The organism is Staphylococcus sp. NAM3COL9, assembly GCF_001431205.1.
Taxonomy (GTDB): Bacteria; Bacillota; Bacilli; order Staphylococcales; family Staphylococcaceae; genus Staphylococcus.
Window position 1 is genome coordinate 342,552 of record NZ_LGPC01000014.1, and the last position, 17,233, is coordinate 359,784.

Consider the following 17,233-nt stretch of genomic DNA (forward strand, 5'->3'; position numbering starts at 1 on the left):
AAATAATTAGGTTAACCTAAAAATATTATTAAGGAGGTCTAATATGTTAAAAGTTAAAAATCTAAATCTAACTTTAGGGAATAAACATGTCTTAAAAGATATTAATCTAAGCATCCCTATAAAAGGCGAGATTATCGGCATAATGGGACCAAATGGTGCTGGAAAATCATCTTTACTCAAATCTTTTATTGGGGAGTTTAAATCTACTGGTACCGCGCACTTAAACGATGATTACATACATAATTCATTAAAATCTATCACCTATATTCCACAAAAAGCACATATTGACTTAGATTTTCCAATTGATGTCGAACATGTTGTTATATCGGGCGCATACAAAGATATTGGTTGGATTAAATGGGTAACGTCAGAAACTAAAAAACGATTAAATCAATTGATGAAAACCTTGGAATTAGAAAGTTTACGTCATCGTCAAATTTCACAATTAAGTGGTGGCCAATTACAACGTGTACTTGTCGCACGTGCACTAATGACGGAAAGTACGCTTTATTTGTTAGATGAGCCCTTTGTTGGTATTGACTTCCATAGTGAACAAATCATTATGGCACAACTACAAAAATTGAAAAATGAAGGTAAATTACTTTTAATTGTTCATCATGATTTATCAAAAACTGAAGAGTATTTTGATCGTGTCATACTTCTAAACAAAACAATTCGTTATTTTGGTGATAGTAGTACTGCAATGCTGCCCGAGAATTTGAATAATACATTTTTAAATTCAACCACAAAAATTGAAGCGACTTAACACAACAGAAGGGAGAAAATTTATTATGGATTTTATTCAACATTTACTCGATTATAAATTCTTAAGCAATGCCTTAATTATTTCAATCGTAGTTGGAATTGTATGTGGTACAGTTGGCTGTCTCATCGTCCTTAGAGGGCTCTCGCTAATGGGTGATGCCATGAGTCATGCTGTGTTACCTGGTGTAGCCCTATCTTTCTTATTCGGTATACCTATGTTTATCGGGGCACTCATTACAGGTATGATTGCCAGCATATTCATTGGCTTTATTACGAAAAACAGTAAAACCAAACCAGACGCTGCTATCGGTATCAGTTTCACAGCATTTTTAGCGATGGGTATTATTTTAATCAGTTTGATTAACAGCACCACTGACTTATACCATATATTATTTGGTAACTTGCTCGCTGTAACTCAATCAACATTTTGGTCAACAATTATTGTTGGTTTGCTTGTTATGATATTAATTATAATATTTTACAGACCGCTAATGGTCTCAACATTTGATCCAGTATTTAGCCGAATGAGTGGTCTAAACACTACAATCACTCATTATTTTGTAATGCTTTTACTATCGCTTGTAACTGTAGCAAGTATTCAAACTGTTGGCATTATTTTAGTTGTCGCATTATTAATTACACCAGCCTCAGCAGCATTCTTAATTGCCAAGAAATTACATACAATGATGATTATATCGAGTCTTTTTAGTACGATCAGCGCGATTGTTGGTCTCTATTTTAGCTATCTTTATAATTTACCAAGTGGCGCAACAATTGTATTATGCGCATTCTTGATTTACATCGTTACTTTTATATTAAGTAAATTTCAAATTTTTAATAAGAGAGGACAAATTATATGAAAAAAATAATAGCAATTGCACTCGTTTCCATCCTTTTATTAAGTGCATGTAGCAATGGGAGCAATGAAAAAAAGGATACCACTTCAAATGATAAATTAAAAATCGTTACAACAAATTCAATATTATACGATATGGTCAAAAATACTGCCGGTGATAATGTTGAAATACATAGTATTGTGCCAATTGGCCAAGATCCTCATGAATATGAAGTTAAGCCAAAAGATATCAAAGCATTAACTGATGCAGATATAATTTTTTATAACGGTTTGAACTTAGAAACAGGAAATGGATGGTTTGAAAAAGCATTAAGTCAAGCCAATAAAGCAACTAAAGATGATTCAGTAGTAAAGCCTTCTGAAAATGTAAAACCTCTGTATTTAGAAGGTGGCGAAGGTGACAAATCAAAACAAGATCCACATGCTTGGTTAAGTTTAGATAATGGTATTAAATATGTTGAAACAATCCAAAATACAATATTAAAACACGATAAAAAACATAATGACGAAATCAAAGCTCAAAGTGAAAAGTATATTGGAGAATTAGAACAACTTAATAAAGAAAGTCATGATAAATTCAATGATATTCCTAAAAAGCAACGCGCAATGATCACAAGTGAAGGTGCCTTCAAGTATTTCTCTAAACAATATGACATTAAACCTGGTTATATTTGGGAAATTAACACTGAAAAGCAAGGTACACCTGAGCAAATGAAACAAGCTGTTCAATTCGTAAAAGATAATAATTTGAAACATTTACTTATTGAAACGAGCGTTGATAAGAAGAGTATGCAAAGTTTAAGTGAAGAAACAAAAAAAGACATCTTTGGCGAAGTTTTTACTGATTCAATTGGTAAAAAAGGATCTAAAGGTGATTCTTATTACAATATGATGAAAGAAAATATCGAAACAGTACATGGCAGCATGGAATAAGTCGATAGGCTATTTAACCTTTTTATAGGTGAATAGCCCCATGTCGTACGTTACCCTCCTTATAAACGTACGGCATGGTGGTATTCAAGCCTTAAATCATCTCCTTAACTCCATCAATGGTTGATTCCTCCCCCATTGATGGAGCTTTTTTTAGCGAACCATAGCTTTACTTTCGAAGTTAAGATCGTGGTTCTTATGCATGCGCCTTGGCGTATGCGTGCCTTTGCTCCCCTGAAAGGAAGATAGTTCCGCTTATGCTCATATATTCCTTTTATACTTCTTATAACAAATCATATTTAATAAAGCATCCATGTACACAATAAATCACATAAAAAAGTACCAACTAGGTCATAAGACTTTGTTGGTAAGCGGAAAGGAGTGGGACAAAAATCCTATTTTACTAACAAAATTTCGTCTTGCGACTCCTATAAAGCTGACTATACAATGGAATATAGGAGCTGAAGCTCTTGCATAAGAACTACTTGTCTTCATAAATGACGCAGTAGTTCTTTAATAACTTAATATAAGCGCATTTTCAATTCATTTAACAACTGCCAATATAATAAAAGAGGCTGAGACATAAATACATGTCTCAGCCTCTTTTATTATATTTAAAATCATTCCTTAATCCGTTAAACTATCTACAATAATCATTTCATCATAATTGATTGCTTCACGTATTTTCAAAGCAGTAACTTCACTTACCTCTTCATCATCTACCAGTTGATTCAATACACGGCGTTGCTCTTTAAGTGCCGTTAATTTAATTTTTGTTATCGAATTCTCGGTTTTTGCATTAAAGAAATTAGATGGTGTCAAGTTATCTATACGTATAAGATAACTATCACAAATCATACCTACTTCTAACTTATTATCTTCAGTTGTTTCTTTACCTAAACGACTTACAACACGGTAATGTACTGTACGCACAACATTAGAGATTTCTCGCAAGTTGTCGATGATTGATAATGAAGTAGCTGCATTGGTTTTAACTTTATGTTTAATTCTTTGTTTTAAAATCAAAGCTCTAGCTTCAACTTTTATACGTTGAAGTAAAGAAGCTTGCTTATAGACTTGTGTACGTTCGGAATAACGCATATAGTTATCTAGAACGTTAGAAGTAATATCCCCATTTTCTACTAAACTATTTAGCGTACTATTTTCAACAGCAAATGCAATATTTTGTAATCTTTGAAGTTCCTTCGTATTTTCATCTTCATTTTCCACAGTTTTTAAAAATGCTAATTTTTCATGATAATCTTTGATTACATTACCATATTGAAAACTAGATTCTACAGAAGACATTTGATTTAAATTATCAATGACTTTTTCCAAAATTAACACACGTGCCTGCTTGAAACTCATTCCTTTTTGTTTCGGTTTTTTAGCACTTGGTGTAACTAATGGTAAGATAAATTGCGCAACAACCAAACTAATAATCACCATTCCAGATGCTATAAAAAGCAAATCATCCCTAAAAACAAAAGAATGATGATCCGCTAACACATACGGTAAAGTTAAAGCGATTGCTAAGGAAATTGTGCCGTGTACTCCGCAAACCGTCATGATAAATGCATACATGCCACGTTTTGGAGGTGCTTCTGTCGGTTTTTGATTATCTTCATTATAAGAAATTATCTTTTGGAATGGGCTAACCGGTAAGTAAAAGTAAGGATATAATATGAACACCCATAAAAATCTAAATAAATATATCGCAAGTGCAATTAAACAAGTAACAACAATTAAAAAAATCAAATTATGTGGTTCATTTTCTATAATTCTTCCTACTACTTCAGGTATTAAATATCCTAAAATACAAAATACAAAACCATTTAATGCATAGCCTAATATATTCCAGGTATGGTTATAACTCATTTGCAATCTCGTACGTGCTTGCGCAATACGATCACGTTCAAAACCATGTACTAAACCTGCAACTACAGCAGCAATGATACCTGATGCATGAAACATTTCTGCCACTATATATGTCACAAATGGTGTAACAAGCTGTATAAATGTGAACATATTAATATTTTCAATACCACGTCTAGATAACGTCACTCTGAATCTTACTAAAGCTACCCCAATAAGAAGCCCAACAATAAAACCACCTATTGATGAAACAAGAAATTCTTCAACAGCATGTGTCAGTGAAAATGCACCTGTAACAAGTGCTGCTACAGCAATTTTAAAAGATATGATACCCGCAGCATCATTTAAAAGTGATTCACCCTCTAAAATTGTCATAGACCCTTTCGGTAGCACTTTTCCATTTGTAATAGCTTGAACTGCTACAGCATCTGTAGGACATAATATAGCAGCAAGCGCAAAAGCTGCAGCCATTGGTAATTCAGGCCAAATCCAATGAACAAAAAGCCCTACTACAATCACAGTAGTAATAACTAAACCTAATGCCATCATTAGCACCGGTTTAATATAACGCCTTAAGTGGACACGCGAAACCTTAACCCCTTCTACAAAAAGTAATGGTGCAATTAATGCAACCATAAACAATTCTGAATCGAAATGAAGTTCAACGGGCACAGGTATCACATACACCAACATACCGAGTATAATTTGAATGAAAGCTAAAGGCACTTTCGGTATAAAAATATGCACAAGTGAACTAACGATAACCAGTGCTAAAAAAATTAGTATCGTCTCAAATATTTGCAAAGTTTCACCTCTTTTCAGTTTAATTATTTCTTCATAATTGTTGAGGTTGAAACAATAAATAATATCGTTTTTTAAATAAATATACTGTGTCTCAAACTCTTACACCCTAATAGCAAATAGTATGATCTCTATCACCTATTTGATTAATATTTTTAAAATTAACACAATTACAAATATATATTATTTTATCATTTTTTTACCCTTTGCTTAAACGTATTACACTTGGAAAATTAAATTTTCTTTTTTATCTTCTAATATATAGTCTAATACGCGATTAAATAGTGTTGCATAATTTAATATTAAAATCACAATAACATGCATCTATAAAATAAATATGATACATAAGTACTCTAAACAACTAAAAAATGATGGGGCTGCGACATATACTTATGGCCCAACCTCATCATTTTCAAGAATTAATATTTCAGTTTTTATTAGTAGTGTTAATTAAGTCATGAATGTTTCGACTTCAATAAAATCAATATTTGAATATATATTAGTAATCTTGTTCTTTTTCATAAGTTTTACGTCTACGTTCTTCACGATCTTCTGCACGTTTTTTTAACATATCAAATGTATTATTTTCTTTAGAACTCAACAATATATTTGTTTGTCTTGGCGCATCACTTTTACGATACATGTAAGCCCCCGTACGATAAGCGGCACGTGATATTAAATGGCCTCCGACAGGTGACGTTAAATTAATAAACACCAATGCCAAAATAAGTCGCACGCTTAAATAACCTTGTGAAGAAATAAAATAGATAATAACGCCTACAAGCGTCAGTAATACTGAAAGTGTAGAACTTTTAGTCGATGCATGACTTCGTAAAAATACATCTTGAAATTTAATTAAACCTATTGCACTTATTAATGCAATAATACTACCTAAAAACATCATAAATGCTGCTATTAAATTAACGATTTCGCTTGTTATTTGCATTGAAGACGTGCCCCCCCTCTATAAATCTAGAAATGGAAACGGTACTTACAAATGAAATGATAGCGATTAGTAGAATTGAATCAAGGAATGAGAATGTACCAAAGACGATACTGAGCATACCTACCATAGACATAAGTATCGCACTTGCGGTATCAAAAGCAACTACCCTATCAGCAGTCGTTGGTCCTTTAATCAATCTAAATAAAGTTAATAATAATGCAATTCCAAACAAAATTAGTGCACTTGTAATAAAAAAATCAATAAGGGATTCAATCATTCTGCCACCTCCAATATGAGTCCTTCATATTGTCTAATACTTTTCAGCAATTTTTGTTTCTCTTTATCTGAGACATCAATTGCGTGTATAAAGAACTTTTGTTTCTCTTTTGAAATTCTTATTACAGTTGAACCAGGCGTTATAATTATTAAAATTGTTAAAAAGGTAACTTCCCAATCACTACTTAACGTTGTTTCATAAGTTACTAAGCCCGGATTTAAATCTTTAGTTTTAAATAAAATATAATTAATTGTAGTCATACTGGATGTGACTAACTGGTATAGATAAACAGCTAAAAATTTAATCGTTACCCAAACTTTTTTTAGATAAAATTGCTGTCCGAAAAAGCGATGTAAAATATAGATAACTAATAAACCAATAAGGTAACCTGCGGAGAATGTTGATGCTTTAAAAGATTCTTCATCTTGAAAAAGCACCCATAAAAAAGCAATGACAATGTTAAGCAAGACTTGTTGCATTATTTATCCTCCTTCACTAAATGAGGGTTAACTATTTTTTCATATAATCCATCATCCATGTTTAAATGTGTCGCATTATCCGTCACTTTGAAAATCAATGGTGCTGCAAGTCCCATAGCTAGTATCACTACTGTTAATATTCCAATGAGACCTTTACGATACGTAGGTATTTTTTTAAATGCTGTTTCTTCAGCTTTCTCCTCATTACCCAGATACATCGTGAAGAAGATTCTGAACAAACTAAACATTGCAATTAAACTTGTAATTATCATTAACGCTAAGCCAATATAATTACCGTTTTCTATAGCACCTTTAAAAATGAATACTTTACCAGGGAAACCACTAAATGGCGGTACGCCTCCGATAGCTAAGATCATAACTACAAAAGCCACACCAAAGAATGGTTCTTGTTTGGCTAGACCATTTAAATTTCGATATTGTCTGAATCCAGTAATATACACTAAACTACCAATAATAAAGAATAGCAGTGTTTTAACGACAATGTCATTAGCTAAATAGAAAATAGCACCATTGACACCAGCATAAGTATTTGATCCTAATCCCAATATGATAAACCCAATAGAAAGTATAACTTGATATGCTGCAATTTTTTTAATATCACGATAAGCAAGTACACCAAATGCTCCAATCAGCATTGTAATACAAGCTAAAAATACCAGTAGTGGATGCGTAATGCCTTCATGACCATCAAAAATTAATGTAAAGAAACGGATAAGTGCATAAGCCCCTACTTTAGTCATTAATGCTGCAAACAGTGCTGCAAGTTCTGTATTCAAAACTGCATATGCTTTAGGTAGCCACATAAAGAGCACTAATGCAGCCTTAGCACCAAACGCAATTAAAAAGACCATAGACACAATCGTTATAGCGCTTTTGTCATTCATCTCATTTAAACGTTGTGCTACAAGGGCAAAGTTTAAAGTACCTGTGAGTTTATAAAGCAGCCCAATACCTAGAAGTAATAACCACGAACCAAGTATATTAAGCACCACATAAATAATTGCTGCACGTAATTGTTCGATTGATTGTCCTAATGTGATTAGTACGAAAGATGCCAATAACATAACTTCAAACATGACATATATATTAAATAAGTCGGCCGTTAAGAATGAACCTATGACACCTACAGTTAAGAATAAGATGAAACTTGGTAGATAATAACGTATTGCTCTTTTCTCTGTTCTACCAAAGCCATAAGCCATAATTAAGGTAACAACGAAACTGGATGTAGTAACCATCAATAAGCTTAATGAATCACCAACAAATTGAATACCAAAAGGTGCTTCCCATCCTCCAAAATCTAAGGCAATGGGTTTGTTATACATTACGTGAATTAATAAGAACAATGAAATAACTGTTGTAACAGCCATCGTTCCAATTGAAAACATTCGAGACAACCTACTTTGTGTACGGATGAAGACAAGGGCTAATGCACAAACTGCTGGGAGTAGTAATGGTAGTATTAATAAATTACTCATTAGCATCGTCGTCATCACCTCTCAATACATCGATTTCATCTTCTTTTGTTACACGATACGTTCTATATACAAGTACTAATAGAAACGCTGTCATTGCAAAGCCGATTACAATCGCCGTTAAAACAATTGCCTGTAATAAAGGATCTACAAAGTTTTTACTACCTTCTCCGATCAAAGGTTCAACCATATTCTTTCCATATTGACCCATGCTCATAATAATTAAATTGCCTGCATGTGTGTAAATAGAAATACCTATAACGATTCTTATTAAATTGACTGATAATATCATATACGTTCCGATAAATATTAAGAAGCCAATAACCATTAATAATATAAGATTCATGAACGACCACCACTTATAGATAACATAACCGTTACGACGACACCCACAACAGATAATACAATACCTGCTTCAAATAACGTTACGGTTGTTAAATGTACTTCACCTAACAAAGGTAATTCCATATATGCATCAGTTTGGTAAAGGAACGGTTTACCAAAAAACATAGGTACAACTGCAGTAGCAAATGAAACTAATGAACCTGTAATCATTAATATTCTAAAATCTAAAGGCAAAGCGACTAACACTTGTTTAACATCGAAGGCCAAGAACATTAAAATAAATGCTGAGCTAAATACAAGACCACCAATAAAGCCGCCACCTGGATTATTATGACCTGCCAAAAACAGATAAAATCCAAAAGTTAACAATATAAAAACGACAATTTTGGTTACCGTTCGTAATACAACATCATTCTCTTTCATCTTGACCCCTCCGTTCTTTAAAGTTAAGTAATGTATAAATTCCTAAACCAGCAATGATGAGTACCATACCTTCAAACAAAGTATCTAGTGCACGGAAGTCACCAAGAATGGAATTTACAATATTTTTTCCGCCTGCTAATTTGTATGCATCATGGTAAAACGTCGAAATTGTAGGCATCGAGTCACTTTGTTGTGCAATAAATACGAGCATGACTACAATCACTGCCATCAAGAGCGATACAATAATTTTGACCACTTCGCGTTTTTTGTGAACTTTTGTACGCGGTACGTTGGGTAGTCTTGAAAAACTAACAATAAATAATATTGTTGTAATCGTTTCTACAACTAATTGTGTTAATGCTAAATCTGGTGCTTTCATTAATATAAAGAATATCGTTACACAATAACCGATAATTCCGTTTAAAATAACCATTGTTAAACGTTGACGTATAAATGTTAAAGCAATACCTAGTACAAATACGACAATTAATGTAATTACTTCTAACGGACCAAATTCACTCACATGAATTTGGTGCACTTTTGGAAATCCTGCTTGAATAACTCCATATACCACAACCATTATAAAAATAAGTAAAGTTAATGTGATGTAATGATTTAAACGGTTATTCATTAAAGTACGAATTCCGTGTCCTGAATATAGTTCAAATTGTTTATATGTCCCTAAATATAAATCTGTAATTGATTTCACTTTAATCTTATCAGCATATTTTTTCCAATCGATTTTAAATGCTGCTGTAAAACCAACAACCATTACAATCAAACTTAAAATCAACGGTAAATTAAATCCATGCCACTGGGAAACATGTGGCGCTATTTTATCTACATTTTCTCCAATTGTGATACTTCGTAACGCCGGTAAAATAATATGATGTCCAAATATATTTGGAACAAAGAATATTATCGGTAACAAAATCATCATAATTGCAGAAGGTAGTGTGAACATGAACGGTTCGTGAGGGTTTTTTAGTGGTAAATCTGCTTTCTGGTAATCCCCCCAGAAAACTTCCTTAATCATGTAAACTGCATAAATCAAAGTAAATATACTTGCTACAACGCCTATTACCGCAATAATTACGGTAAGGAACATGTTAAATTGGGGTAATTGGTGTGCACTCACAAGCCCATCAAAGAACATTTCCTTACTCAAGAAACCATTTAAAAATGGAATACCCGCCATCGATAAGGCAGATAGTAACATTATTATATGTGTAATGGGAAATACTTTTCTTAAACCTGATAAGCGACGAATGTCTCTTGTGCCTGTTTCATGGTCAATAATACCTACACCCATAAACAGCGCACCTTTAAATAATGCATGATTCATTAAATGGAATAAAGCTGCGAACAGTATTAAACCATAAACTTTAGAAAGTTCACCTGTTGGATGCTGCGCAAATCCTCCACCAAGTCCTACCATTGATACAATCATACCTAATTGACTAATTGTAGAATAAGCTAATATTGCTTTCACATCAACTTGGCGTATTGCATTGACCGCACCAAAAATCATTGTGATTAAGCCAACGAATGTTACACAATAAATATAGAAATCACTTAAACCTAATACAGGTGTGAATCTAAATAGCAAGAATATACCTGCTTTAACCATTGTTGCTGAATGTAGATATGCACTTACTGGTGTTGGGGCAGCCATCGCTTTCGGCAACCAGATGTGAAATGGAAATTGAGCTGACTTTGTAAATGCCCCTATTAAGACGAGAATAATAATAGGTATAAACAAGTCACTTTGGGCAATTTTATCACTCTGTTCAATAATTGAAGTTATTGAATTTGTTCCTGTTACAGTGTAAATCATAATGAAGCCCGCTAGTAATGCCAAACCACCAAAGACTGTAATCATAAATGATTGTATAGCTCCAAATTGACTATCACCTTTATTGTACCAATATGCGATAAGCAAGAATGAGGACACACTTGTTAACTCCCAAAACACATACATCAGAATAGTATTGTTAGCAGTAACGATACCTAGCATACTGAGCATAAACAGTAATAAATATACATAAAAACGTGGTAAATTATCATGCTCTTTAGACAAATATTGAGTTGCATAGTAAAACACGGCTAATCCAATGAGTGAAATTAATAAACTGAAGAATAAACTCAATCCATCTAATCTAAAATCAATATTGATATCTAAGAGTGTTAGCCATGGGATCTTAATCGTTATAAAATGCCCTGCCATCACTCGAGGTATTTGCCATAAGAAGTAAATCGAAGAAATAATTGGTGCAATTAAAGCAATTTGACCTGCAAATCGCTGAGATTTAGGATTTATTAGTGTGAACAATACCGCTACCATGATTATAATCAAGGCACCTAGCAAATATATTAAACTCATCATATCCCTCCTTTAATTATATTTTATAAATTTAAAGCTATTGTTGTTTTAGTTGTCTTCGCTGAAATACCTATGAATTTCATAGTTTCAAAAGTTGTTTGATGACCTAAATATTTTTGAATAATAGAAATAGAAATACCAGATTGATAAGCATGATAAGCAAATGTCTTTCTTAACGTCGTCAAACCAATATGTAACATGCCTAGCTCTTCAGCTGCAGCATGGATAATACGATATGCTTGTTGTCTTGATAAACCTTTGAAAGTTCTATTTGATCGAAATAATAACTCATCATTTTTAAGATCTTCTTCGGTAATAAAGATCATTAATTCATTCCTCAATGTATCGGGTAATCTAATATGAATATTGGGAGCATGATTCTCTAGCCAATACTGTTTAATATCGTCGTCTTCGTCTTTTACGTCTGACACACAAAGATTTAGTAGTTCGGAAAGTTTAACACCAGTATGTATTGCAAATTTGAATAATAAATAATCTCGTTTCGACTTATTACTTAAGACTTCATACATAGACTTTATCTCTTTTATATCCCTTATAGGGTCCACTTGATTCATATATTCACCTCTTAACAAATTGAATGTTTCTTATTTAATGATATATGATATTTATGTCACATGGAAGTGTTTAAACCGAATTTCTCAAAAAAAATTTGACCATTTTAGGATGTTTATTCGATATATATAGTGAAAGGAGGTTAAGCAAATGAACCAAATCAAACAGCTTGCAGTCACATTATCCCGCGTTTTGTACGATCAAGATGGAAAAGCTTCAAAGTTCAAGCGTCATTTCGCAAATTTAAATACAGCATCAACACCTGAACAAATAAAAAGCTTCAAGTCTATTATTGAACAAATTACTGGAGAGCACTTTGACACAATCGAAGTTATTAAAACAGAAACAATTAATTAAGGAGGAAAATCAAATGATGTCCCAAACATTAGAACTTATTTTCAATGATGCTGTGAATAAAACAATCAAATTACAACTACCTAAGATCGAACATTCAGTAAACGAAAGTACAGTTAAAGAAGGAATGAATAAATTAATCACGCTTGATATTTTGAGACCGCAAACAGGGATCCCCACAAAAGTTCATTCTGCACAGGTAATAGATAAGACAACAAATGTTCTATTTGAAAATTAGTTAATTCTACTATAAATCTATTAACTTAGATGATTAACTAAAGAAGGCTTGAAACAATTGTTTCAGGCCTTCTTTTTACGTAGAATAATTGACGCTTTATACAGTCCATCAATTAACTACAATATTATTGAAATATACCCTTAATCTCTATAGGGTCTTAATCTAACCGTATCACCAAAAAATATCTTTTTCTTACCTAACTTCTTGCATATTGCATATTTATCATATACTTCAACAATTTGAGCTAAATTTTTATAAGATCTTCTTGGATTTAACACTTCTATAAATTGATTTTTCTTAATGCCATCATTACTTCCTGCTCCAACAAAAAAAGTTTCTTCATCTGTTAGTCGAATTATGGAAAGCTGTTTCAATATAATTAGTCACTCACTTCTTCAAAAGCTTTTATTATTATAAAGTTATTACTACTTCATAGTTGTTAATCTTATTTCCCAAAAACCATTAACATACGTATTCTATTATATTTTGTGTGTTGTGTACATTATAATAAACTAAAAAGCTAATTTTCTTTTAAATAATTTAAACATAGGAAAAACATAACCTTTCCTATATAATGTAATTATCCTAATAGAAAGCGTGATTTAATGTTTCTTTTATATATTATTGGGATTATCGCAGGTATGGTTGTACCATTTCAGACTTCAATCAATTCTAGACTAAGTCTTTATACAAAGTCTTCATTCTATGCGTCAACAATCTCATTTGCAACAGGTACAATCTTTTTAATTTTAATGAATCTTATAACTAACCCTCATGCCTTTACTGCACAATTTTACAGTAATCAATCTTTTAGTTACATATGGTTTGTCGGCGGTATCTTAGGTGTCATTTTCCTAACTGGAAACTTACTTCTTTTACCCCGTTTGGGTGCATCTCTTACTGTAGTGCTCACTGTAGCTGGTCAAATCATTATGGGTGTGACAATTGATACATTTGGTTGGTTTGGAGCCGATAAAGAAACCTTTACAGCATTTAAAGTACTAGGTATTATCTTTTTGATTTTCGGTATCATTCTGATGAACTATGTTCGTAGAAACCCTAAAGACAAAAATAAAAATAATTCAATTTATATTTGGTTAATCATTGGCTTTATATTTGGTTTCTGTCCACCTATTCAAACTGCTATTAATAGCGCATTGGGTCAACAAATAAATTCCTCTGTAATGGCTTCTCTAATTTCATTTACAGTAGGTACAATCGTATTATTTATTTTGACTTTAATTTTCAATAGAAGTCTTAAACTTACTACTTTCACACCTAAAGAAGGACGTCTTAAGCCCATTTACTTTATCGGTGGTATCTTAGGTGTGATTTTTGTGACTACGAATATTATTTTAATGCCTCACCTTGGTGCTGCATTAACTACAATTATAGTTATGCTAGGTCAAATGTTAATGGGTATTATTATAGATCATTTTGGCTTGCTTGGTACATACAAAAATAAAATTACTAAGAGAAAAGTTTTTGGTATTATTGCCATAATGATTGGTATTGTTTTATTGAGATTATTTTAAAAATTGTTCCCTTGAGTCATTTACTTTTAACATTTAGTAAATGACTCCTTTTTTTATAACAAAACCCCTGCTTTTCGCTGTATAATCTAATCATCAAACATCAAGAGGTGACATCATTGAAGAAAATCATTATTTTATTTACTGTATTGATAATACTTTGTAGTATCGGCGCCCTAAGTTTTTACTTTTTCAAAATTAAAATAGCCACGAGTAAACCAGAGCACCATATTGACACTTTGAAAATAACCTATAATAAACCCTATACCTTTATAGGAAGTCAAGAACCTGCTCAACGATTTCCAATTTATTATGAACCCCATAAAGGTTATATTAACGATTGGTTCGTTAAGTCACACGACAAAATAGAAAAAAACCAGCCTCTATTCGAATATTACAATCCACGTATTGAACATCAAATCAGTAGTAAGCAAAAATACCTTGCACAATTAAAGGCAAACAGTAAATCTTCCACTTCACCCATACATTCAGAAATATTACGTCTACAAAATCAAATCGCACAACTCCAAGAACAACTTCGTATCACAGTTTATGCTCCAACGTCTGGCATCGTCCATATTAATAAATCATGGTCTAATCAAACTAAATCTCCTGTTATGCAAATTTATGATTCTACTACAATAATCAAAGCTGAAATTGATGAAGCGATGATTGACAAGCTTCATTTAAAAGACAAAGTTTCTATTAAAGATAATAACCAGAAAACATTTGACGGTGAAGTGAATTATATTTCTAATTTCCCAATAGATATAGACACATCAACTAAAAATTCCAAATATTTAGTTGAGATAAATTCAAAATTTCCCGCTGTATTTGGTAAGCATTTCAAAGTAGAAATACCTAACCACATCATTGAAGTTCCTAAAACAGCAATACATGATGAGCAATTTGTTTTCATACAAAGAAATAAAAAATTTATAAAACGGGTTATTAAAACACAAAATTCGGGTAATAACAAAGATGTACTAATTCTTGAAGGTTTAAATCAAGGAGGTGTCATAGCTAGAAATGCTGATACTGTGCTGTCTAAAAATTAGACGTACACGTTATAAAAAGTTATATTTTTAAAATTCAATAAGATTATTTAGCCTTTTTATCATATGACGGTAAATTGAAAAACAGAAGAATAAATTTTGATTAGCGTATTGGTGTTTAAAGAATTGAATTAATAATAGAAATCATTAACGTAATGCTTAAACATGTTTTTGTTTACTTTCTATTTTTATTTAGTTATAATAAACTAAATAATAGAGGTTTTAATATATTTCACTTAAATATAATCGAGCCACAAATTATGATAAACACTTTGTATTTAACTTTCAATTAAGACAAATAATCATACAAAAAAATTATTAATATGTATATTTGATTGGGCATTTAGAATAGGGAGGAATTAGGATGGCTATCACCAAAATCAATGATTGCTTTGAATTATTAGCTATGGTCACATATGCTGACAAACTAAAAGGTATTATCAAAAAAGAATTTTCAGTAAGTTTCGAGGAGTTCGCTGTATTAACATACATTAGCGAGCACGAAAGTGAAGAATATTATTTAAAAGATATCATCAATCACTTGAATTACAAACAACCACAAGTTGTTAAAGCTGTTAAAAACTTATCTCAAGAAGATTATTTTGATAAGAAACGTAACGAACAAGATGAAAGAACTGTATTGATCTTAGTTAACACTAAGCAACGTAAAAAAATCAATGAATTATTAACTCGCGTTAATAATCGTATTAAAGAAGCTAACGACGAAAAAGAAGTTTAAGTTAATTTAAATTTATACAGTCACACAAGTTTCTATAATATTGCTAACTTATTTTTAAAGGGATTTTCCAATATATTGGAAATCCCTTTTTTATATGTACTCCCCCTTTTCATGATACCAACTACACTTCATAATCTTCATTCCTTACAAAAATAAAAAATACTGTTGATATAAAGTCCTGAGACATTATATCAACAGTATTTAATAAAAACATTGCAGTATCTATATATATAAAATAGTAATGCGTATTTTAAAACGATTTTGCAAGAAACATTTATATTAAATCATCCTTTTGATGTTGCAAAGTGCTAATAAAATCTAAATACACTTCCACAAAATGATTGGGTTCTTCAACATGTGGCGCATGACCTGATTGCTTAAATTCTAAAATAGTTAAAGTTTGAAACGCATAATCGTATCTATCCGATGATTCTCCCATAAATAAAGGATCATATTTTCCATTAACTAGAAGTGTTGGAACATTAACATGTTTAATCACAATATCTTTATTAAAAACTGGAAATCCCATTAATGCTCTTGTCGCAACAGCACTGTCTTCGGCTGATTGTCTACTATAAATGAGCTGGTTTTGAAACCATTTTTTCGCTTTCCCTTGGTCTTTATACATATACGGTAATAATAAAATAAGTGCTTCAGATTTATCAAAACCTTCTATTTCGTCTTGATGTTCTATCATTAATTTATTTAATCCGTGTACACTGTCTATCAAATTAGATGCAATTAAAGTTAATGATGCCACCATTGATTCATATTTATTAGTAAAACTTTTAGCTATTAAGCCACCCATATCATGTCCAATTAAATGCGCTTCTTCAACATTTAATTTTTTCATTAACATTTTCAAATCTTCAACATGATCTTCTAAATTAAAGGAGTTTGGCTTAGAAGATTTACCATGTCCTCTCACATCGTAGACAATAACCTCAAATTTATTTTTCAATGCATCTTTCAAGTTATATAAAGAAGCCATATTGCTATCTAGTCCATGTATTAATATAACAGGAAAACCTTGACCCTCACGGATATATGCTATCTCGTTGTTACAACTTGTTTCGATTTTTATCATTATGGGCCACCTCCCTTTACAGAAGTAATATACCCTTATTTCATGTTTATTACGCTATTATTTTTGTTTGTCAGAATAT

Annotated in this window: 19 protein-coding genes; 8 read left to right on the forward strand and 11 right to left on the reverse strand. The window is 31.8% G+C overall.

Translation table 11 applies throughout. From position 1 onward, the window contains the following. The first annotated feature begins 43 nt into the window (after nt 1-43). The 3 genes from ACA31_RS08770 to mntC are packed head-to-tail and all read left to right on the forward strand — an operon-like array spanning nt 44 to nt 2,554. On the forward strand, nt 44-766 hold the full coding sequence (locus tag ACA31_RS08770; RefSeq protein ID WP_057512950.1) for a metal ABC transporter ATP-binding protein: 723 nt from the start codon (nt 44-46) through the stop codon (nt 764-766). 25 nt (nt 767-791) lie between these two features. Beyond that, a complete protein-coding gene (locus tag ACA31_RS08775) occupies nt 792-1,625 on the forward strand; it encodes a metal ABC transporter permease (RefSeq protein WP_057512951.1) in 834 nt (277 codons plus the stop codon). Further along, nucleotides 1,622-2,554 carry a manganese ABC transporter substrate-binding lipoprotein MntC gene (gene mntC / locus ACA31_RS08780; RefSeq protein ID WP_057512952.1) on the forward strand — a complete coding sequence of 311 codons (933 nt, stop codon included), beginning with the start codon at nt 1,622-1,624 and terminating at the stop codon, nt 2,552-2,554. The genes ACA31_RS08775 and mntC overlap by 4 nt, the downstream gene beginning before the upstream one ends. Nucleotides 2,555-3,178: 624 nt before the next feature. Here the strand turns inward: mntC and ACA31_RS08785 are convergent. The 9 genes from ACA31_RS08785 to ACA31_RS08825 form a co-directional block, all read right to left on the reverse strand. Beyond that, the gene (locus ACA31_RS08785; RefSeq protein WP_057512953.1) at nt 3,179-5,230 is read right to left on the reverse strand and encodes a cation:proton antiporter; all 2,052 of its coding nucleotides are present in this window, start codon (nt 5,228-5,230) and stop codon (nt 3,179-3,181) included. A gap of 496 nt (nt 5,231-5,726) precedes the next feature. After that, nucleotides 5,727-6,173 (reverse strand): Na+/H+ antiporter subunit G, encoded by a 447-nt coding sequence (locus tag ACA31_RS08790; RefSeq protein ID WP_057512954.1) that lies wholly within the window; start codon nt 6,171-6,173, stop codon nt 5,727-5,729. Further along, nucleotides 6,148-6,450: a Na+/H+ antiporter Mnh2 subunit F gene (gene mnhF2 / locus ACA31_RS08795; protein ID WP_021339612.1), complete on the reverse strand. Its 303-nt coding sequence runs from the start codon at nt 6,448-6,450 to the stop codon at nt 6,148-6,150. Before mnhF2 ends, ACA31_RS08790 begins: the two co-directional genes overlap by 26 nt. Further along, entirely contained in the window at nt 6,447-6,929 is a 483-nt protein-coding gene (gene mnhE2 / locus ACA31_RS08800; protein ID WP_057512955.1) for a Na+/H+ antiporter Mnh2 subunit E, read from the reverse strand. Before mnhE2 ends, mnhF2 begins: the two co-directional genes overlap by 4 nt. Beyond that, nucleotides 6,929-8,434 (reverse strand): Na+/H+ antiporter Mnh2 subunit D, encoded by a 1,506-nt coding sequence (gene mnhD2 / locus ACA31_RS08805; RefSeq protein ID WP_172793164.1) that lies wholly within the window; start codon nt 8,432-8,434, stop codon nt 6,929-6,931. Before mnhD2 ends, mnhE2 begins: the two co-directional genes overlap by 1 nt. After that, nucleotides 8,421-8,771 (reverse strand): Na+/H+ antiporter Mnh2 subunit C, encoded by a 351-nt coding sequence (gene mnhC2, locus ACA31_RS08810; protein ID WP_002508404.1) that lies wholly within the window; start codon nt 8,769-8,771, stop codon nt 8,421-8,423. Before mnhC2 ends, mnhD2 begins: the two co-directional genes overlap by 14 nt. Then, nucleotides 8,768-9,193, reverse strand: a complete 426-nt coding sequence (gene mnhB2, locus ACA31_RS08815; RefSeq protein ID WP_057512956.1) for a Na+/H+ antiporter Mnh2 subunit B — start codon at nt 9,191-9,193, stop codon at nt 8,768-8,770. The genes mnhC2 and mnhB2 overlap by 4 nt, the downstream gene beginning before the upstream one ends. Beyond that, nucleotides 9,180-11,576 (reverse strand): DUF4040 family protein, encoded by a 2,397-nt coding sequence (locus ACA31_RS08820; RefSeq protein ID WP_057512957.1) that lies wholly within the window; start codon nt 11,574-11,576, stop codon nt 9,180-9,182. The genes mnhB2 and ACA31_RS08820 overlap by 14 nt, the downstream gene beginning before the upstream one ends. Nucleotides 11,577-11,599: 23 nt before the next feature. Further along, nucleotides 11,600-12,151 carry a tyrosine-type recombinase/integrase gene (locus ACA31_RS08825; protein ID WP_057512958.1) on the reverse strand — a complete coding sequence of 184 codons (552 nt, stop codon included), beginning with the start codon at nt 12,149-12,151 and terminating at the stop codon, nt 11,600-11,602. A gap of 148 nt (nt 12,152-12,299) precedes the next feature. On the opposite strand from ACA31_RS08825, the gene sroA reads away from it, so the two are divergent. Next, entirely contained in the window at nt 12,300-12,506 is a 207-nt protein-coding gene (sroA, locus tag ACA31_RS08830; RefSeq protein WP_057512959.1) for a sigS mRNA-stabilizing protein SroA, read from the forward strand. Between the two features lie 16 nt (nt 12,507-12,522). Next, complete coding sequence (locus tag ACA31_RS08835; RefSeq protein WP_057513014.1) at nt 12,523-12,741, forward strand: DUF2922 domain-containing protein; 219 nt, start codon at nt 12,523-12,525, stop codon at nt 12,739-12,741. Between the two features lie 140 nt (nt 12,742-12,881). Here ACA31_RS08835 and ACA31_RS08840 read toward each other — a convergent pair whose 3' ends face one another. Next, a complete protein-coding gene (locus tag ACA31_RS08840) occupies nt 12,882-13,115 on the reverse strand; it encodes a hypothetical protein (RefSeq protein WP_002508410.1) in 234 nt (77 codons plus the stop codon). Nucleotides 13,116-13,346: 231 nt separating this feature from the next. Between ACA31_RS08840 and ACA31_RS08845 the strand changes: the two genes are divergently transcribed. The 3 genes from ACA31_RS08845 to sarA all read left to right on the forward strand — a co-directional run bounded on the left by ACA31_RS08845 (nt 13,347) and on the right by sarA (nt 16,067). After that, nucleotides 13,347-14,276 (forward strand): DMT family transporter, encoded by a 930-nt coding sequence (locus tag ACA31_RS08845; RefSeq protein ID WP_057512960.1) that lies wholly within the window; start codon nt 13,347-13,349, stop codon nt 14,274-14,276. 107 nt (nt 14,277-14,383) lie between these two features. Further along, on the forward strand, nt 14,384-15,331 hold the full coding sequence (locus ACA31_RS08850) for an efflux RND transporter periplasmic adaptor subunit (protein WP_253721381.1): 948 nt from the start codon (nt 14,384-14,386) through the stop codon (nt 15,329-15,331). A gap of 361 nt (nt 15,332-15,692) precedes the next feature. After that, nucleotides 15,693-16,067 carry a global transcriptional regulator SarA gene (gene sarA / locus ACA31_RS08855; protein ID WP_057512962.1) on the forward strand — a complete coding sequence of 125 codons (375 nt, stop codon included), beginning with the start codon at nt 15,693-15,695 and terminating at the stop codon, nt 16,065-16,067. 274 nt (nt 16,068-16,341) lie between these two features. On the opposite strand, the gene ACA31_RS08860 is transcribed toward sarA, so the two are convergent. After that, on the reverse strand, nt 16,342-17,154 hold the full coding sequence (locus ACA31_RS08860) for an alpha/beta fold hydrolase (RefSeq protein ID WP_057512963.1): 813 nt from the start codon (nt 17,152-17,154) through the stop codon (nt 16,342-16,344). Nucleotides 17,155-17,233: the final 79 nt, after the last annotated feature.